Source organism: Lentilactobacillus sp. SPB1-3 (assembly GCF_026913205.2).
Classification (GTDB): Bacteria; Bacillota; Bacilli; order Lactobacillales; family Lactobacillaceae; genus Lentilactobacillus; species Lentilactobacillus terminaliae.
Map to the genome: position 1 here is coordinate 1,724,741 of NZ_CP168151.1, position 19,625 is coordinate 1,744,365.

The 19,625-nt window shown below is 38.3% G+C and carries 20 protein-coding genes; 7 read left to right on the forward strand and 13 right to left on the reverse strand.

Going from position 1 to position 19,625, the window contains the following annotated elements:
• Window positions 1–589: 589 nt before the first annotated feature.
• The 4 genes from O0236_RS09175 to O0236_RS09190 all read right to left on the reverse strand — a co-directional run bounded on the left by O0236_RS09175 (window position 590) and on the right by O0236_RS09190 (window position 3,701).
• Window positions 590–2,140 carry an S-layer protein gene (locus tag O0236_RS09175; protein ID WP_372791323.1) on the reverse strand — a complete coding sequence of 517 codons (1,551 nt, stop codon included), beginning with the start codon at window positions 2,138–2,140 and terminating at the stop codon, window positions 590–592.
• 473 nt (window positions 2,141–2,613) lie between these two features.
• Window positions 2,614–2,838 carry a DUF2922 domain-containing protein gene (locus O0236_RS09180; protein WP_268913314.1) on the reverse strand — a complete coding sequence of 75 codons (225 nt, stop codon included), beginning with the start codon at window positions 2,836–2,838 and terminating at the stop codon, window positions 2,614–2,616.
• A gap of 20 nt (window positions 2,839–2,858) precedes the next feature.
• Window positions 2,859–3,068 (reverse strand): hypothetical protein, encoded by a 210-nt coding sequence (locus O0236_RS09185; RefSeq protein ID WP_268913315.1) that lies wholly within the window; start codon window positions 3,066–3,068, stop codon window positions 2,859–2,861.
• Between the two features lie 87 nt (window positions 3,069–3,155).
• Entirely contained in the window at window positions 3,156–3,701 is a 546-nt protein-coding gene (locus O0236_RS09190) for a sigma-70 family RNA polymerase sigma factor (RefSeq protein WP_268913316.1), read from the reverse strand.
• A 262-nt stretch (window positions 3,702–3,963) separates the two neighbouring features.
• Between O0236_RS09190 and O0236_RS09195 the strand changes: the two genes are divergently transcribed.
• Window positions 3,964–5,379 carry an MFS transporter gene (locus O0236_RS09195; RefSeq protein WP_268913317.1) on the forward strand — a complete coding sequence of 472 codons (1,416 nt, stop codon included), beginning with the start codon at window positions 3,964–3,966 and terminating at the stop codon, window positions 5,377–5,379.
• 112 nt (window positions 5,380–5,491) lie between these two features.
• Here the strand turns inward: O0236_RS09195 and O0236_RS09200 are convergent, their stop codons facing one another.
• The 4 genes from O0236_RS09200 to O0236_RS09215 form a co-directional block, all read right to left on the reverse strand.
• Entirely contained in the window at window positions 5,492–7,843 is a 2,352-nt protein-coding gene (locus O0236_RS09200; protein ID WP_372791327.1) for a DUF5776 domain-containing protein, read from the reverse strand.
• Between the two features lie 164 nt (window positions 7,844–8,007).
• Window positions 8,008–8,253: a hypothetical protein gene (locus O0236_RS09205; RefSeq protein ID WP_268913319.1), complete on the reverse strand. Its 246-nt coding sequence runs from the start codon at window positions 8,251–8,253 to the stop codon at window positions 8,008–8,010.
• Window positions 8,254–8,268: 15 nt separating this feature from the next.
• Entirely contained in the window at window positions 8,269–8,523 is a 255-nt protein-coding gene (locus tag O0236_RS09210) for a GlsB/YeaQ/YmgE family stress response membrane protein (RefSeq protein ID WP_268913320.1), read from the reverse strand.
• A 99-nt stretch (window positions 8,524–8,622) separates the two neighbouring features.
• On the reverse strand, window positions 8,623–9,306 hold the full coding sequence (locus O0236_RS09215) for a hydrolase (RefSeq protein ID WP_268913321.1): 684 nt from the start codon (window positions 9,304–9,306) through the stop codon (window positions 8,623–8,625).
• 160 nt (window positions 9,307–9,466) lie between these two features.
• Between O0236_RS09215 and O0236_RS09220 the strand changes: the two genes are divergently transcribed.
• The 6 genes from O0236_RS09220 to O0236_RS09245 all read left to right on the forward strand — a co-directional run bounded on the left by O0236_RS09220 (window position 9,467) and on the right by O0236_RS09245 (window position 12,575).
• Window positions 9,467–9,874 (forward strand): hypothetical protein, encoded by a 408-nt coding sequence (locus tag O0236_RS09220; protein ID WP_268913322.1) that lies wholly within the window; start codon window positions 9,467–9,469, stop codon window positions 9,872–9,874.
• Window positions 9,875–9,962: 88 nt separating this feature from the next.
• Window positions 9,963–10,373, forward strand: a complete 411-nt coding sequence (locus tag O0236_RS09225) for a hypothetical protein (RefSeq protein ID WP_268913323.1) — start codon at window positions 9,963–9,965, stop codon at window positions 10,371–10,373.
• A gap of 159 nt (window positions 10,374–10,532) precedes the next feature.
• Window positions 10,533–10,955, forward strand: coding sequence for a hypothetical protein (locus O0236_RS09230; protein ID WP_268913324.1), 423 nt, complete (start codon window positions 10,533–10,535; stop codon window positions 10,953–10,955).
• A gap of 129 nt (window positions 10,956–11,084) precedes the next feature.
• Window positions 11,085–11,501 carry a hypothetical protein gene (locus O0236_RS09235; RefSeq protein ID WP_268913325.1) on the forward strand — a complete coding sequence of 139 codons (417 nt, stop codon included), beginning with the start codon at window positions 11,085–11,087 and terminating at the stop codon, window positions 11,499–11,501.
• 140 nt (window positions 11,502–11,641) lie between these two features.
• Window positions 11,642–12,037 carry a hypothetical protein gene (locus O0236_RS09240; protein ID WP_268913326.1) on the forward strand — a complete coding sequence of 132 codons (396 nt, stop codon included), beginning with the start codon at window positions 11,642–11,644 and terminating at the stop codon, window positions 12,035–12,037.
• 127 nt (window positions 12,038–12,164) lie between these two features.
• The gene (locus O0236_RS09245) at window positions 12,165–12,575 is read left to right on the forward strand and encodes a hypothetical protein (RefSeq protein ID WP_268913327.1); all 411 of its coding nucleotides are present in this window, start codon (window positions 12,165–12,167) and stop codon (window positions 12,573–12,575) included.
• 99 nt (window positions 12,576–12,674) lie between these two features.
• Here the strand turns inward: O0236_RS09245 and O0236_RS09250 are convergent, their stop codons facing one another.
• From O0236_RS09250 to spxB, 5 genes are all read right to left on the reverse strand, one after another.
• Window positions 12,675–14,672, reverse strand: a complete 1,998-nt coding sequence (locus tag O0236_RS09250; protein WP_268913328.1) for a cation:proton antiporter — start codon at window positions 14,670–14,672, stop codon at window positions 12,675–12,677.
• A gap of 118 nt (window positions 14,673–14,790) precedes the next feature.
• Entirely contained in the window at window positions 14,791–14,976 is a 186-nt protein-coding gene (locus O0236_RS09255; protein ID WP_268913329.1) for a hypothetical protein, read from the reverse strand.
• Window positions 14,977–15,091: 115 nt separating this feature from the next.
• Entirely contained in the window at window positions 15,092–16,102 is a 1,011-nt protein-coding gene (gene gap / locus O0236_RS09260; RefSeq protein WP_268913330.1) for a type I glyceraldehyde-3-phosphate dehydrogenase, read from the reverse strand.
• Window positions 16,103–16,243: 141 nt separating this feature from the next.
• Window positions 16,244–17,680 carry an MFS transporter gene (locus O0236_RS09265; protein WP_268913331.1) on the reverse strand — a complete coding sequence of 479 codons (1,437 nt, stop codon included), beginning with the start codon at window positions 17,678–17,680 and terminating at the stop codon, window positions 16,244–16,246.
• A 135-nt stretch (window positions 17,681–17,815) separates the two neighbouring features.
• Entirely contained in the window at window positions 17,816–19,579 is a 1,764-nt protein-coding gene (spxB, locus tag O0236_RS09270; RefSeq protein WP_268913332.1) for a pyruvate oxidase, read from the reverse strand.
• Between the last annotated feature and the right edge of the window lie 46 nt (window positions 19,580–19,625).

Below are 19,625 nucleotides of genomic sequence, written 5' to 3' on the forward strand. Positions count from 1 at the left end.
TAACCTTCGTCACAAGAAGACGAGGGTTAGTCAGACACTGCATGTAGGCGTGAAAAACACAGCAAGTTTGGCAAGGATAACTTCCGTGCTTACCGTGTTGCTACTACTAACCGTGGTTCAGTTTACTACAAGATCGTTTCATTCAACGGCCAATACCGTGGATGGATCTATGGTGGTAAGAGCACTTCAGCATTTGCATAACTGACAAGAAAACTTTTTTCATAAATAATATTAACCAAACGAATTATGTATTATCAGCTCAAGGCACGCAAAGTTTCTATGACATTTATGAATAGCGTTAGTGCATCAGGAACCACTCAAACCATTACTAGCGTTCCTTATTTTACAGAAATAAGGTAAAAATCAGTCATATTCATTAAAAAATTTGACTTTAACAGTGCCCTAATTTGCCAGAACTGTCGCCATAGCTTAATCGCAGCTAACTAACAATGAGACAGTTTTTTAATTATTTGATAACGATAACTTCAGATGACGCAAACAACTAGTTAATTATCATTTAAATATATAAAAAATAAAAAGGATTCGTGTATGTATTACCACGAATCCTTTTTAAATAATACTGTTAATATTAGTTAATAGTTTCTGTTGAGTTAGCAAATGCGGTTGCAACATCACTAACAGTTGTTGAAGTACTCTTCAAAGCACCAGCAGTTACTTGTCTAGTTGATAATGAGTAAGGAAGATTGATGCCCTTACTTGTATCAATTTTGAAACTGCCGTCGGTATTTTGAGTGTTACTGATAGGAGCAGCGTTCTTAGCAAAGTCAGTTGAATTGAAATCAAGTTTTTGAATGTAAAGAGCTTGTGTACTATCTAATTTTGAAAGATCGTTTAAGCTAGTTACGTATGGTCCACCAACTACTTGAATAATGTAGAACGAATCAGCGCCTTGAGCTTTAAGAGCAGCATTAATTGCACTTAGACTAACGCTTCCACCATTAGCTCCAACTGTATTTGCATCAGATGAAAGTGCAGATACTACTGAACTAAGTGACTGGTCTTTAACAGTATTAAATGAAAGAGCATCTTTATTTAATTTGTTATCGGCAGTATAGTCAGCATCCTTAGAACTCTTAAACATGAAAGCAGTTGATGAGTTCTTGAAGTAGTTTGCAGTACCAATGTTCTTAACATAGTAATTTACAGTATTACCATATTGAGCATTGCTAATAGCCAACTTATTAGCATTAGTTTGTGAATCGGTCAAACCATTAATTCCAGTTGAAACATTTGCATCAGTATAACCAGTAGGAAGTTGTGTAGATAATCCTAAGCTGTTCACAAAGCTAGGTGCAGATACAGTTAAGTATGAGTTATTAGTCTTAACTAAAGTTGAACCAACTTGCTTGCCAGTGTCAGCATCGATGAACTTAATACCAACTTGGTTTTGAGCGATTGGTGTTTCAGCAGGAGTAGCAGCAACTACGTCGCTAGCCTTAACGTAAGCACCGTTTAAATCAGCATTAGTTGAGCCGATTTGGTACCAAGTTTCGCCCTCACGTGAAGTAGTAACGGCTTTGTTAAGGGTGAAAGTAGCATCCTTGTAAGCAGCAGTTGAGCTGATTACTGAACCGTTAGCAGCTTTAGCGCGGCCAACTTTGTATTGTGACCAAGCTGGTTGTGCGAATAAAGTAGTGTTTTCAGTAGTGCTAGTTGAAGCAAGCTTGTATGCAGTCTTGCCATCAGCCTTAGCATCGTTAGCATCTTGAGTAGTAGCGTATGAAGCGATACCACCAGCAAATGCTGAAGTGCTCTTACCACCATAGATCCATCCACGGTATTGGCCGTTGAATGAAACGATCTTGTAGTAAACTGAACCACGGTTAGTAGTAGCAACACGGTAAGCACGGAAGTTATCCTTGCCTAACTTGCTGTCCTTAAGACCTGCAAGAGTAGTAGTTGTTGCTTTAACTTTAGCACCCTTCAAAGTACCAGCCTTTGTGTATAGTGCGTTTGTGCCGTTAACGTTTACGTTACGTGAAGTAGCGTTAGTAGTTAGGGCTTGGTTTGAAGTAACTTTAGCGTATGATTTTGCTGAAGCATTAACTGAACCAGCTGCTGCAACGAAACCTAAAGCTGCCAAACCGACGAATAATGATTTCTTTAAACTTGACTTCATTATTGTGTATCCTCCAATATAATTTTATTTACCGCTTTGTGTGAACGGTACAGTTGATTCAGTTAGTTAGAGGACAATCCTCTTACTTGAACCGAATCAACTTTACTCTTTGAAGTATATAGCTATATATCCAACGGCGCAATAAATACGGGTCAAATTCACGGATTTGTTATGATAGTAATCTTTATGTAATATTTCACAAAATGCCAAATCAGTTGACATATAAGGGTTCACGGACTAGTTTAAAGGTAAATTAGGATGCACTCGTTAATAGTTAACAGGCGCCATTAGTTTTGCGAAATCTATTAAAAATACCCTATTCAACCCCTTGTGGCAGGCACTTACTTTCATTTAGTTAATGCCGTTTTGGTTATAGGTACTATAAAAAATGCCTGCAAGGAATTAACCTCGCAGGCATTTCTATTTAGATATTTTTTTAAAACGAATTATAAATTTAAGGTAGTTACTTTGTCTTAAAGACGGTTATCAAAGATAGTGTTACGCATAGTTTCTGAATAACGGGCAGCCACTGGCTTAACGTACGGGTTAGTCCCATCCTTATCAAACATTTTCAAAGCTGCGATTTTGTTCATTTGTGCTAGGGCAACTTTATCAGTTAGACCATCCTTGGCATAGTTCAATTGCAAAGTCTTGATTTTATGGTCGCTTGATTCAAAGATTAATTCTAATTTACTCATTAATTATTCCTCCAGAATTCTTATTCAACACCAACGTGATCAGTAGTTGTAACAGTTGCATCAATAATGCGGTCGCCAGTCAATTCTTTTAAGACTCCGGCAAAGCCGACAACTTGTTCTGCTGATACGTTGCGAGTCAGGTTAGAGAATGAGCGCTTAACACCCTTCTCATATCCGTCTCCAACGAAAGTATAAGTTACGTTTGACTTCATCCAATCTCTATTTAACATTGTATGACTCTCCTTTATTAATTGATGTAAGTAATTGGCCAACCCTTACATCTACTAGTAACGAAATAAGGTGGCAAAAGTGTAAAGCTAAATTTCAATGTTTTTCGCTTTCTGCAATACACTGCGTTTCCACTTATATACAGTCGGTCGACTAACACCATATTGACTGGCAATCTCTGTGGCGTTTAATCCATATTTGTATGCTGATAATAGATATTGTTTTTCATCTTGAGTGCAGATGTCCATCAACTCGGCGAACATTGTCTGGGTCTCACACTCAACTTCATAACTGTGATTAGTTGGTAACTCGAACAGCTCTTCTTCATTTCTGGCTGAATCATCCGGAACATACTTATGGTCATTAACTGACGATTGCTTCCTTAAATAGTCCAGCATTGACCAGTACACCTTTTGATAGATAAAGACTAATTTTTGTTTTTCTGTAGTCGCTGATGTCTTCAGGTAGGCGTGCACAAATACTAATCTGCCTTCTTGCACCATATCATCGTAGTATTCTTGGTTTGGTTGAATGTGCAATCTGCGCAGCACACCAAAGATGACGACTTCATGGTCGCCCTCTGTTAAGAATTCAAAAGCTTCATTATATTGTTCGTTAGTTATCTCGTGATTCATCTTGGAATCTCCTCATTGAATGAATTGATCCAAGGGCCCTTGTCACAAGATATAAGTATGCCAACGAATTAGTGGGTGAACCACCGGGTAGTTTTTGATGAGATAATCGTTGATGTAGTAACGTTTGCGTGATTTTAGTGATCCAGAAGTCGGCTAGTTTTTCTCATAATGATAGAAATAATCAAGCGGGCTAACTAGTTCACTTATCTAAATTGTCGGGGTATCATAAAGAGCATCAGAATAATGTTTAGGGGGGATTATCGTGAGTGATTTACGGAAGAATCCGTGGCTGGGATTAACAGCCATTGGATTATTAACTGTCATGGAGAATATCGATGCATCGATCGTTAACATTGCGATGCCGATTATTTCCAAGTCATTGCACGTTCCATTAAGTCAAACAGCGTATATTTCAATTATTTATATGGTAGTTTTATCTGGTCTATTGATTTCCTTTGGTCGTCTAGGTGACATTATTGGCAAGACTAAGGTCTTTAAGTCAGGAACCTATATTTTTATTCTGGGTTCCTTAATGGCCAGTATCAATTTAGGATTCGAATTCTTACTTGTGGCCAGGGTCGTTCAATCAATCGGAGCTGCAGCTACTTTGTCTAACAGCTATGGGATTATTTCTCAAATCTTCAATCCAACTCAAAGAGGACGGGCCATGGGAATCAATACCATCTTCATTTCAGCTGGTTATGTGGCAGGCCCTGCACTTGGTGGTCTGTTACTACAAGTGTTTCCATGGAATTCGATTTTCATTATTAACATCCCTATTGGTATCGTCGCCATTATCATGAGTTGGTTGTTCTTAAACTTAGATGATGACACCACAAAGAATGGTAACTTCAAGTATGACTATGCTGGATCAGTATTATTGTTTGTCAGCATCGCCCTCTTCTTTACCGCACTGGAAATGGCACAAAGTATCGGATTTGGTAACCCAATGGTAATTGGGCTCTTTGTTGGTTTCATAATCGCTGCTATTGCGTTTGTGTTCGTGGAACGCGATGTACCGGCACCGACACTAGACTTTTCGTTATTTAAAAACCACATTTATAGTTCAGCCTTATTTGTTGGGGCACTATCCCCAATCGTTAATTCGTTATTCAGTTTTATTTTTCCAATTTATTTACAAAGTTTTAGAGGTATCAGTGTTGGACTTACAGGAGCTCTAGTATTGATCTCGCCAGTAACGACTGCTTTTGCTGCCCCAATCGGTGGTCTGATTGGTGATAAGACATCCAAGGAAGTCATGATTATATCTGGATTAACTTTGATGTTCTTCGCTCAGATTGGTTTTTACTTCTTTGATGCACATACTTCAATTGCCTACATCGCCATTGCAATTATTCTCAGTGGTATCGGTACAGGAATCTTCATTGGACCCAATACCGCAACGATTATGGCACCTATTTCTCGAGATAAGTTAGGTGTTGCGGGTGCTTCACAGACGCTAGCAGTTAACTTAGGTAACATTATTGGTATCTCGTTAGCATCCCTAACCATCTTCACTACCATGAGTCACTTAGCCGGTTACAAAGTTAGCGGATATTTGCCAAGCCATCCAGAATGGTTTATCTATGGAACCCGATTAACTTTCTTAATTGCTGCTGGATTAATGGTATTAGGAATCGTTATTACGGGTTGGCGTGTGGCGAAAAAGATGCAGTAAATTACAATAGTATCTTGGAGAGTATTGATGCACTATCATCAATACTCTTTTTTACACAAAAAGCGATTCTTACCGGCTTTACACCGATAAGAATCGCTTAATATCTAAAAATTTATTTAACTGTTCTAACGTATTTATTATTAGCAGTGATGTAACCGCCAGCAACTACATAACGTTTAGTACCAGTATTGTGTCTACTGTATGGTTGACTATACTCATAACGCTTGACGTTGAGAATAGTGCCTTTCTTAATATTACGTTTTGCTTGAGATAAGTTCACTGAAGTATACAATTTAATATTCCGAATTGCCTTAACTTTCTTAACGGACTTAATTGTACCCATCTCAACTAATTTACGGTTACCAGTTACATAATGACCATTACTTAACAAGTAACGAGTGGTGAGATTGTGATTAACAAAACCAACCACTTTAAGAACTGAACCTTGTTTAAAGTTTTTAACTTTTCCAGTTAAGTCACTGCTCTTATACTCATTCACTCCACGAGGATTAATTACTGTTAGCTTACTATGCTTGCTCTGATAATAAACAGGACGAACATAATTTGTATTAGCGGTAATATATCCCTTCATTCTGTCTGTGGAACTGTGATGATTAACATCTCGAACATAGTATCTTAATCGTCCAGCATTATCACGAGCATAATCAGTTACAACAAACATTGGCCGATTGATTCTAGGCTTCTTAACATAGAAAGCTTTGCGATCATTCTTGTTAAAATTCTTGTTTTTGTAGAGATAAATGTGATTTAAAGTGTAAACCGCTTCACCCTTTTTGGCTATTAGGCCACCACCTGGATTTTCGCCCGGATTAGGGTTAGTTGGGTTAGTTGGATTTGGTTCTCCTGGCTTGCCGGGATTAGATGGATTACTAGGATTTGATGGGTTTGATGGGTTTGATGGGTTTGATGGGTTTGATGGGTTTGATGGGTTTGATGGGTTTGATGGGTTTGATGGGTTTGATGGGTTTGATGGGTTTGATGGGTTTGATGGATTACTCTTGGTCTTATATTTAAAAGTAATCTCAGCTGTGTTACCTTTTGGAACCGTCACTTTATTAGTTCCATCAACCGTATATCCTGAGATATCAGGAGCGTCAATCTCAGTTCCTGCAGGAACCTTGGTAGTTACGTCAGGCTTAATTGTTTTGCCATTACTATCTACATAGTGGACGATGACTGAAACATCATTGTCTTCATTAGGAACTTGACCATCATTTTGGTGATAAGGAACTTTGATTGTGCCACCATCATCGGGGATTGTAACGGTGTCATTATCCGCAGTCCAACCAGGCACATCTGGAACATTCACGGTGTCTCCCGGGGCGCCTGAACCTGTAATTGGACTTGTTCCAGTAATTGGATTACCGTCTTGATCAACTTCAATCAATGTATATGATACAAGATTTACATATGGTTGAATAACATCCCAGATATTGTAACTTGGATTAATTGAATTATCCGTATATCGATACCACATAGCTGTCTTAAATGGCAACTGTGCAACATTTATCCCATTATTGGTTGGATCACTGGTATAACCCACCTGTTGTTTAGGAAAGTTTGTGTAATGGATTTGCGCATTTACATTGTCCCAGCCACTTGGAGCAGCATCATCGAACACAATCTGAGATAATTCGTCAGATGGCTTAGGATGATTAGGATCTTCCGGTGCGTGAACGGCTACCAAACGATAATGGATTACTTTAGCACCATTATTTGCATGCGCTGCACTAAAGGTATAACCCTTTGGTAACCAATTCTTAAATGCTTCGTCAACGACATAACTTCCATCTGTTACCGTGGCCTTAGGTAACATAACGATTTGGCTAAAAATCGCAAAAGCAGATGTATATTGACTACTATCTAGCATGGACATATCTTGAATACAATTATACTGAAGTCTCAAAGCAGTGACGTTCTTTAAATCTTTCAAAGGTGAAACATCTTTGATTCGATTACCAACCAAAGATATTGACGTTAACTTAGTCAACGACTTAAGTGGTGAAATATCTTGGAGATCATTATAGAAGAAATAACTTGGATAGTTTAGATCAGATTGCAGCGTAAGCGAGGTAATATTCTTGGCATATTGAATTCCTTCAATAGAATAATTGCCTGGATTAAGACTACTGTCGGAAGTAGGTATCCCATTACCACCATTTTCTAGCGCATGGTAGCCACCGGCAGAATTACTAATTTCTTTTAGTTGAGCCATTTGTCCCCGAGTAATATGGCTACTATCAGTAATTCCAGCAATCTTCTCATCCTGTAAGTTAGCAAATACTAAATCTGCAAACCTCGGATTATCAAATTGGACAACCGTATTGTCATCGTTGTCTGCGTGAGCCACAATTGTGTTACTTGGCTGAGTTACTAACATCATTGGCACTGCGGCCGTTACGGTCAGCAACATCCCCATCAGTAATTTATACCTTCGTTTCATAAATAGATTACCCCCTATCGTTTTATGTACGCGCTTTCATTCTACATTACATACCTATATTAAGCAACTTCGTGTCAGTAATAGTTATTAATTGTATAAACAGAAAAACCTAGTCAGTTTACCTGACTAGGTTGATTGGTTGCTAATATTCTGCGTTCTGATGACTATTTACCTTCTTTGTTAGGATCATTGAACTCTGTGTCTGGCGACATGTCATTCCAAGTTGGTGCATCCTTTTTATCTTCAGACTTTTGATCCTCATCGTGTTGATTGTCTCGCATATCTTTAACATGTAGATCTTCAGTCTTCTTATCTTCTTCGTGCTTCTTGTCTTCTTCATGCTTTTTATCAGAAGGTATCACATCACTTAATCTTTCAATAATCTCTGTTAACTTATTTTCTTTTGCCATATGAGACCTCCGTCATCAAGCCTTTGACATGGATCTAGTAATGAAGGATACAACAATTACCACGATAATTGCTCCTACAATTGCTGGAAAGATTGCCATGCCTGCCAAGTGAGGACCCCAGCTACCTAGAACTGATTCACCTAACCAAGCACCAACTAAACCACCAATAATATTACCGATCCAGCCCATTGGCATTCCGCGACTAACAATTGCACCTGCGATTGCACCAATAATTCCACCGATAATTAATTGCCAAATTAAACCTAACATATTATCCACCTCTTCTTTCTTTTAGTATACCCATAGTTTAACATAGGATTTGAATTATTGTTTAGATAAGCTACTAATTAATTGAACTTTTTTATGAAGCTAATCCTTCCGATAGCCGGCCATCTTTTTCTTGAATGTAGCCTCCGTTATTCCGTTAGCCGCAAACGTAATTGCGTGCGCACCTGCCTCAATAGTTTCCGTGATCTGCTCATCAGTCTTACCACCTGACGCAATAATTGGAAAGTTAGGATGTTCATCCCCTAACTCTTCAACCACCCAACGGACAAGTTCAGACGTCTTCTTGCCACCGGCTACATTGAAAGCTGAAGCACCTGCTTCAATCTTTTTGAACAAATCAATCTGATCATTTGTAACCGTGTAGATGATTGGCACATCAATCGCTTCACGAACACTTGCGATGGTTTCATCAGTAGCTGGACTATTCAAGACCACGCCTTGAGCACCACCTTCTTCAGCGAAGAAACCATTGGTAGCTGAACGTAATCCTTTGGTTAATCCACCACCAATTCCTGCCAACACCGGAACTTTAGATGCTGTCGAAACAGCTTCTAAGATCTTGGTGTTCGGTGTCCACGGATATACCGCAAACACTGCATCGGCATTTGAATTAGCAATCACTGCCACATCAGTTGTATAGATGATGCTTTTAATGACCTTACCGTAAATTCTGATACCTGGAGCATCACGGATGGACTTTGGAGACTCCACGATATCTGATCTGAGTTCTGAAGATAAATCTGGAATTTCTCTTTTTTTAACCATCTCCCATCCTCCTTTACTCTTAAGCTTATCTTAATTATAAGTTATATCTCTTTTATTCTAAACATATAACTCTGGAAGTCACTTACTTAAGAGTTTCGTATAATGGCACTTATTTATGCTATGATTTACTTGTAAGTAATACATTTATAGGGGGATCATTATGAAGAAAGTTATCTTATGGGGAACTATTGTCTTAGGAATGTTTGGAATTTTGATGACGAGTAACGCTACAGCAAATGCGTCTACTTGGCACATTGGCGTACCAACCTTCCTTAAGTCAGGATTTTGGAAGATGAATAGGCCAAAGAATTCATATATTAAGTTCAGTAACGGAGGTATTTATTCCATTGCTAAAGAATATAATACCGATGGTTTTTACTGCGGAGTCATCGCCAATACTAGATATAAAAAAACTGGGAAGAATTATGTCATCGACTACATGATTTCCAAGAAAACACCAATTACTTCAACAATCCGCAGAATTTCTAAAAACAAGTCAACAATTTATACACATTCAAAAAATGATGGATTTGCTACTCATATCACCAGAGTCACGAAGCTACCTTAAAATTATATTGATTAACCGCCATACAACGGCTAATTATGTAGCTATTCGCTATGCTTAACTCATGAGCATATAGTCATAGGAGGATATTATGAAGAAAACTATTTTATGGGCAACTATTGTCTTAGGAATGTTAGGAGTTTTATTTGTTGGATCGCCAAGTGTGAACGCAGCTACTTGGCACCAAGGCGTACCAACCTTCCTTAAGTCAGGATTTTGGCATGAAAATAAACCAAAGGATTCATATATTAAGTTTAGCAATCGAGGGATATATTATATTTTTAAAGAAGACAATATTGATGTCTATGAAGGAATGGTTGCAACCGATTCTAGATATAAAAAGACTGGTAAGATCTATATAATCGACAACAAAATTTCTAAAACACGCCACATTATGTCAACCGTTCGCAGAACTTCTAAGAACAAAGCCATATTTCATATGAATGAAAAAGGCGGTGATCATATAAATACTCATATCACCAGAATTAGCAAGTTACCTTAAAACTAAACTTACTAACCACCATACAATCGCCGATTATTAGCAATTGTATGGTGGTTTTTTGTGATGAAAGCAATTATCAACAGCTTTTTATTGGTTAAACATCCCCACTCCTTTGAGGTATACTTAACTCGTAAGTAATCTAATCATAGGGGGAGAATTATGAAGAAAGTTATCTTATGGAGTACTATCGTTTTGGGAATGCTTGGAATTTTGATGACTGGTACAATGACTGCAAATGCAGCCACTTGGCACAATGGCGTGCCATCATTTCTTAAGGCAGGATTTTGGAAGGCAAATAAGCCAAAAAATTCCTATATTAAGTTTAGTAGTCTAGCCATTTATTATTCTGTTAAGGATAAAAGTGACGATGCTGATGAATTAGCTTTGTTTGGTGAAGTTTTTACAAATCCCAGGTTCAAAAAATCAGGCACACTATATGTAATTGATAACAGAACGTCTGAGGCGCAACACACTATTTCAACAGTTCGCCGAATTTCAAGAAACAAAGCCACCTTCCATCTGAATGAAAAATATGGTCCACATATAAATACTCATATTACCAGAATCACTAAATTGCCTTAAAAATATACTAACTAACCACCATCCAGTCATCGAGCATTAGTGATTGAATGATGATGTTGGTCATCAACGCAATTGGATTTTTTGAACTATGTTTAACTCATAAATAGAACATTTATAGGGGGAAGAATTATGAAGAAAGTTATTTTATGGGGAACCGTTATCTTAGGAATGTTTGGCACTTTATTTTTTGTTGAACCAATCGCAAATGCTGCTACCTGGCACAATGGTGTACCCACATTCCTTAAGTCAGGATTTTGGATGAAAACTAAGTCAAAAGATTTCTATATTAAGTTTAGTAACCGGGCTATTTATTATGGTGTTAAGGATGACTATGCCGTCGGAGTTCCTTTGGATAGTACCGTTTTAACTAATCCAAGATACAAGAAAACTGGTAAGTCATTTGTAATCGATAATAAAGTGTCCAAGCAACAAAATATTAGGACAACAATCCGTAAAATTTCGAAGAACAAAGCCACATTTTATTTTGGCGAAAAAAGTGTCCCAAGTAAGAATATCCATATCGTTAGAATCAGTAAATTACCTTAAAACTATATCAACTTGCCACCATACAATTGTATGGTGGCTTTTTGTTAGAAAAAATTATCCACCGTTTCTTATTGCCTAAACATCCCTACTTCTTTGAGGTATACTTAACTTGTAAGTAATATAATCATAGGGGGAGAATTATGAAGAAAGTTATCTTATGGAGTACTATTGTTTTGGGAATGCTTGGGATTTTGGCGACTAGCACCACGACCGCAAATGCCGCAACTTGGCACAAAGGAGTTCCAACCATTCTGAAAGCTGGATTCTGGAAAGACGAAGACAGCAAAGATTACTGGGGTTTCGATAATCATGGCGTATACTACATCGACATCAAGAATGTATACTCAACTAATCATCCAATGTATAGGAAATCAGGAAAGTCATACACCATAAAGAGTATGATGAAGGATCACAAATATACTTATTCAACCTTAACAAGAATCAACCATAATAAATTCAGATTTTATTATCCTCACGATCTAACCGATCATGATCTCTATTACACATATTTAAATCGAGTATATTCACTTAAATAAATAATCAAAGACGTATTCAAATCGGATACGTCTTTTTTCATTATATGTAGAATGATAGCCGACTAAGAAGTTGCTTAGCATTGTGATATTCTTAAGATGAAATTAATTTAATTATAGGGGGAGCATTATGAAGAAAGTTATCTTATGGGGAACCATTGTCTTAGGTATGTTTGGAATTTTTATGACAAGTAACACGACAGCAAATGCAGCCACTTGGCACGGTGGTGTACCAACATTTCTTAAGTCAGGATTTTGGAAGTCCAATAAATCAGAAGATTTCTTTATTAAGTTTAGTAACCCCGCCATTTATTTTATTTCTGATGAAGATAGTGTTGATATTTTTGATGGCGGAACCATAGCAAATCCCAGATACAAAAAAACTGGCAAGAAATATATCATCGATAATAAGAATGCCAAGAAACAAAATATTATATCAACTATCCGCAGAATTTCTAAAAACAAAGCCATTTACCATATGATTGCAAGAGGCGACGACAATATAACTACTCATATCACTAGAATTGCCAAGTTACCTTAAAACTAAACTCACTAACCACCATACAATTCTTAGTAATCGTATGGTGGTTTTTTGTTACAAAAAAATCACCCAACCAAAGTTGAGTGATTAATTATTAGTCTAGATTTGTTCTCTGAACATTTCTGAATTTTGAATATATGTGATTTCATCAAATGATATTCGCTGTTGCAATCGTTCGGCAAGATCTGAATCAATTTGCTTACTTGATAGTGCTTCTTGAATAAGCTCATATTCCGAATGGAAGGCCCGCATGAACATTTGATAAACGATATCTGGGTCAACATCCCCACTGTTAACTCGACGGTGACGAGTTCGGTAGAATCGACGAACGAAGTTCACTTCCATCCCGTGATCTGACTCATGATCCTTGAGAAATTCCATCACGGCGTCAAAGCCGGCTTTTTCAATTGGCAGGATATCTTCACCATGGTTTTTGAACTGTTGACGCCAATAGACTTCTTCCAACTCGATTGGAGCAGTCAAGAACGCATCCTGAGCTCTGTGAAGGTCCTTGTACATCTTTCCCATGTGCAAACCAAATCGAATTCTGAGCCAAACGTTCTTCCAGATCTTATTATCAGCTGAGAAGTTATTCAGTTCCAGGAATTCGAAGTAGTACTTCAATTCATCATCGGTAATCTTGCCATCATCGTGCATCTGTTGGATGGCTTTTCGTTCAACGTCGTATGCTTCCTTAGTGATTTGGCGTTGAACTCGGTGACTTGGTGATCCGTCTAAGACCAATTGTTGTTGTAAGGAATCAATAACAATTTGGGCAGCAGCCACATTTTCTTTTTCTTTAACTAAATCACTAATGGCCGCTTGAATCATCCGCTTAACCCACTTGTAACGTGGTTGATTAAGTGATTGAGTTGGGACTAACAATGGAATCAAGACAGTTGGCATAATCAAGCTAATGATGATAATCACTGCTGCCAAGAAGATTAACGGACTACGGAAGATGAATGGTCCTCCATTAATCATTAATGGCATTGAGAAAGCCAATGATAATGTAATGGTTCCATGCGCTCCACTGAGTGCCATGATCAGGCTATCCCGCCATGAACGCTCCTTATTGCCGTCGGTTCTCAATAGGAAGTGACTCCACAGCAGACGAACTACTAATTGAGCAATGTATAATGCCACCCCAATTAGTAATAAACGCCAAATGGCAAATTCAGACTGGGCACTGTAATGCATAGCTTGAATAACAGTTGGCAAGGATAAGCCTAAGAGGATAAAGACGATTCCTGAAAGCATCCCAGAGATAACTTCCCAAACGTTGCTAGTGACGATTTGCATTCTAGATGAAGTTAATCGTAACTTACCCCGTTCAGAGCCTTGAGCTAATCCAGCAGCCACAACAGCTAAGATACCTGACATACCGAATTTATCAGCTAATAGGTAAACCAAGAATGGTGTCAAAATCTGAATTGGCACCATGATAATTGGCGTATCGTCATGATTTCTAATCAAGAATAGTCGGGCACTAACGATGGCCACTCCTACCAGTGCACCAAATATTAATCCACCTATGAATTCCCACAAGAAAATCAGGATAGTATAGTTAACTGAGAATGAACCGGACATGTAGGCTCCAAGAGCCACATCAAACAACACGATACCGGCGGCATCATTGAACAATGATTCATTCTGTAAGATACCCATCTGCTCTTTAGCAATGGGACTACTCTCAAAGATTGAATTAACTGCTGAAGCATCAGTTGGCGTAACCACAGCCATTAATGCGAAGCTTAGGCTAAGTGGTAGCACCGGGAATAACCAGTGCAATCCAGTTCCGACGACTAGGACAGAAACTAAAACTAGCCCAACCGCTAACGATAATATGTTAACGATTGATCGCCCTATCCAAAGTCGTGAACTATTCTGCGCTTCGTTATACAGCAATGGCGATATGATAGCCAACGAAAATGTCGCTGGATCAATAACAAATCCACGATAAAAAGGTAAGATAGCAAAAATAATTCCAATTCCAATTAGAAAAAATGGTAGGGGAATTATCGTGATATGATTGGCCAAGATGTTCGCTAACACTACACCAGCCAAGATAATAATGATCAATAAGACTTGATCCATGCTTGAACCCCCCGAGTTTTTATATGTAATATGCCAATTAATTAAGCATATATATCTATTGTTAATTATACTAGCTTTACTAGTATCTGTTTAATTTAACTAGTTTTTGATTATTAACTCAGTACTTTGAGTTTCTAGTAACTAACCAAAAAGCCAGACCAACCGCCACCAAAGCTGAGATCAAAGCTAGTGCATTCAATAAACTACCCATGAAAGCTAACAACTGAACACCACTAAGCACTTTTAAGACGATGGAACATAGGATCAAGACAATGGCGATCATCTGCAGTCTTTGTTTATTCATCATAACCATCCTTTCGTTACTAATAGCTTAGCGTAATTTTTCAATATCGTCATCTATCTGTTTGTAAACAAAAAAGCTACCCTTTCAGGTAGCTTCAAATATTAATTATTTAATCTTATTTTTCGCCGTAAACCTTAGCAGTTCTAACCATGTTAGCAACAAATCCATATTCGTTGTCGAACCAAGTAGCAGTCTTAACAACTTGGAAGTCACCGTTTGAAGTTACTTCAGTCAAGGTTGGGTCAAAGACAGCACCATGAGTGTTGCCAATGATATCTGAAGATACGATTTCGTCTTCGTTCCAACCAAATGCTGCGTTACCTTCAGTGTATGGCTTGATAGCATCGTTTACTTGATCAGCAGTAACGCCCTTCTTGCTGAATACTGATACTAATTCGCAGACAGATCCATCAACAACGGCAACACGTTGTGCGTGTCCTTGAAGGTGTCCATCCAATTCTGGAATAACCAATCCAATGGCCTTAGCAGCACCAGTTGAATGAGGAATGGTGTTAGATGAAGCAGTTCTGTTAGGTCTGAACTTCTTGCTCTTAGGACCATCCAAAATCATTTGTGAACTAGTGAAGGCATGGATAACAGTCATGGTACCAACTTCGATACCGAATTCTTTGTTCAAGTAGTAAGCCATTGGTGCTAATGCATTAGTAGTACATGAACCAGCAGAAATGATTTGGTCGCTTGAATCAATAGTGTCATGGTTGACGTTGTAAACAACAGTCTTCATTGGACCAGCAGGAGCTGAAATTAAGACCTTCTTAACGCCAGCATCCAAATGAGCTTGTGACTTTTCTTTTGAAGTGTAGAAACCAGTACATTCAATTACCATTTCAACACCGTTGTTCTTAACCCAAGGAATTTGTGAAGCATCCTTTTCAGCGTACACAGGAATTTCCTTACCGTTAACTACGATACCATTATCAGTTGAGCTAACTTCGTATGGTGAAATACCATGTGTTGAGTCATATTTGAATAAGTAAGCAAGCATTGATGGAGTTGTTAAATCATTGATTGCAACAACTTCAAGTTCTGGATCATTAACTTCAAGAATTCTCTTTAATGTTAAACGACCAATACGACCGAAACCATTAATTCCAATTTTTACCATTAATATTCCCTCCAAAAAACCTTTTTAAATTACTAAACATGAATCTATGACAACTAGGATATTCACTAATCATCTTATTGTCGTGATTAGTATACAAAATTTTTCTGAAAAATGGTTAAATAAACCACTTTCAATTTGTAATTAACTTTGAGCTGGCTTTCTCATTTGCACAAGCCGATATAATTCAACAGCTAAAGCAATCACAGCTAATCCAACAGTAATCCAGAAAACATTGGCATAAGCACTCATGAAGTGGGCACCTAAAGCTGGTGTAACTCGCCTAGTTCCAGGCAATTGCATGAATAATGCTGATGAAGCAAAACTAATACCAATAGTCATACCCAAAGTTCTAGCAAATGAGTTAAATGATCCAGCAACTCCGTATAATGACTTATCAACGGAACTCATGGTCATAGCGTTGTTTGGTGATAAGAACAATCCCATACCAATACCGTTAATGACGACTGGGATAATGATTAGTGCAAGATTCAACTTAGCTGGGTACATTGCATAACCAACTTGAGAAATGGCTAAAATTATCAATCCCAAAGCAGTCAACATACCACGGTTCCAGTGATCAGCTAAGTATCCAGAAATTGGGGTAACGAATAACATAGTCAATGACTGAAGCATCATGATAAGACCACTGTAGAATGGTGATAATCCAGAGAAACTTTGTAGATAAAATGGCAATAAAATGTTTGAAACCGCGTTGATCAACATTGCTGCTAACATAACAACAATGGAGATCATGTAGGTTGAATTTCTAAGTAATTCTCTAGCAATCCAAGGCGATTTTGAGCGATCGTCTTGGTAAAATGAGTAAATTGTTAATGCGGCACCGACTACTAGTAAGACAACTGCTAACCAGATATTGCCTGTACCGCCTTGAAGCAAGGTTCCACTCATGAAGAAGATAATCATACCAATAGTAAAGATGTTTTGGCCAGTCCAGTTGGCACCTTTCATCTTTGGACGAATCTCACTGAACCCCCCCTTAGGCAATGGTAAGATCTTGAAACCGATAAATAGCACGATAATTCCTAGTGGCACGTTGATTAAGTAAATCCAACGCCATGAAGCGAACGAAATGATGAAACCACCTAGAGCAGGTCCAGAAATGGTTCCAACTGAAGTGAACATTGAAATAGCCGATAAAGCTTCCGCCCGTTTATCATTAGGAATATTTTCCGTTACGATCCCCATCGAGTTCGCCATAATCATAGCTGAACCCACAGATTGAACGAATCGACCGATTAAAATAATTGGATAATTAGGCGCGATTCCAGTAACGGCAGAACCGACTAGAAAAGCGACACCACCCCAAATAAACACAAAGTCCTTTGACACTAAATCACCTAAGTGACCAAATAGAACTAGTAAAATGGCAGTTGTAATCAACCCAATTTGTACGATCCAGGTTGATGCCCCACTACTGACTCCCAAATCCATCCCAATTTTGGGAATAGCCAAGTTCGTACTAGATCCAGATAATCCACTTAAAATGGAAAACAAGCCAAGAACGAAAATGATTTGTCTGCTACTAGTTTTCTTAGGAGCAGTTGATTGTGTTTGCATATTTATATACCCCCCTTACTAATTTCGATTATACCATTATCACTTAAAAATCTAATGGATATGCACCAGACATAAAAAGCCGGCGTGATAACTTAATATCACACCGGCTTTGAAAATTTCATTAATAGCTATTTGTTATTTTACACCATATTCATCCAAGAAAGCACTAAAAGGTTTCAAATCTTCAGCATAATAACGTTTCTTGAAGCGATCAATTGCTTCTGGAGTGTTATCTGCTGGATCCAATTCAAGCTTTTCAACAGGAATTGGACGTTCACCAGTGATTTGAACTTCGATCAATACAGGTTCATTTTGATGTTCAGTCATTTCTACAGCTTCATCAAAGGCCTTAGGAAGGTCTTCAACTTTGGTCACAGAAATTCCGTGAACGCCTTGAGCTTCAGCAATTTGGGCGAAGTTAATTCCACCGAGAGAGACACCGAAACGTTCTTGACCTTCATCTTCTTGTTCATCAACGATAAATCCTAATTCAAAGTTCTTGAAGACAACGTTAATAATTGGAAGATCGTACATCTTTTCAGTAATCAAATCTTGCATAACCATAGTTTGAGCACCGTCACCAGCAAGGTTAAAGACTTGCTTGTCTGGATGACTTAGCTTAGCAGCTAAAGCACCTGGAAGACCAGCACCCATAGTAGCAAATAATCCTGAAGTGAACCAACGTTGACGTCCAGTGTTCTTGATCAAACGAACAGCGTTTTGAGTAACATCACCAACATCGATTGAGAATAATGCATCTTCTTTAGCGATTCTGTTGATTTCCTTAAATACTGGTTCGAATCTAAGGTCGCCATCAGTCTTGTTCATCATCTTTTCATTGTATTCACGCCAGTTATCAGCGTTAGCAATGTTTGCTTTGTACCAAGCAGTTTCTGGTTCTTTTTCAGACATTTCCAAGAACTTCTTGATAGCTTTCTTAGCATCAGCATACATAGAAATTTCAGTCTTGTGACGTTTACCAAGCATAGCTGGGTTGCTATCGATTTGAATGAATTGTGCATCTGGATTGAAGAGAACTTCAGAGAATGGGAAGTTTGATCCAATGAACAACATCAAATCAGTTTCTTTTAAAGCCTCGTTAGCTGGTTTAGAAGCAACACGCATACCTGAACCCAATAGAGCTGGGAATTCATATGGGATGACGTCCTTACCTAAAGCAGCGTAGATAATTGGCATTTGTAACTTACGAGAAAGTTCCATCATGTCATCAGCAGCGCCACGAACACCTTGGCCCATGTAAATAACTGGCTTCTTAGCAGCCTTGATCATCTTCAATGCTGCAGCAACTTTTTCACCACTTGGTTCTGGAGCTTCAGCTTTTTCGAAGTTGGCAGCTGATGAGTAGTAACCATCAGCAGGAATTGGTTGACCAGCCAAGTCGTTAGGAACAACAACAAATGCTGGACCATGCTTAGCATAAGCTTGACGAATTGCTTCATCAACGACTTTTGGTAAGCTTTCTGCGGTAGTAACGGTACGGTTGTAAACACCGGCGTCACCAAATAATTGTGATTCGTCTTGTTCCTGGAAGAAATCTTGGTTCATGAAGTTGTGAGGAACTTGACCAACTAAGAATAGCGTTGGTACACGATCCATCATGGCATCATAAGCACCTTGGAACAAGTGGGTAGCACCAGGGCCTGCTGATCCAAAAGCAACCCCGATCTTACCAGTTACACGGCCATCATCCACGGCGGCTAAGCCACCTACTTCTTCGTGACGAACTTGGATGTAGTGAATATTACCGTTTTTTTGTTCTTCACGTAGAGCATACATAATGTTGTTAATACTTCCGCCAGGCAAACCATAAATATGATCTACGCCCCAGCTTTCTAAAGTTTTTACCATTGCAATACCTGAATCAATTGTATCTGCCATAATAAACTTCCCCCTTTGAAAACGTTATCTGTATACTTACAACTGA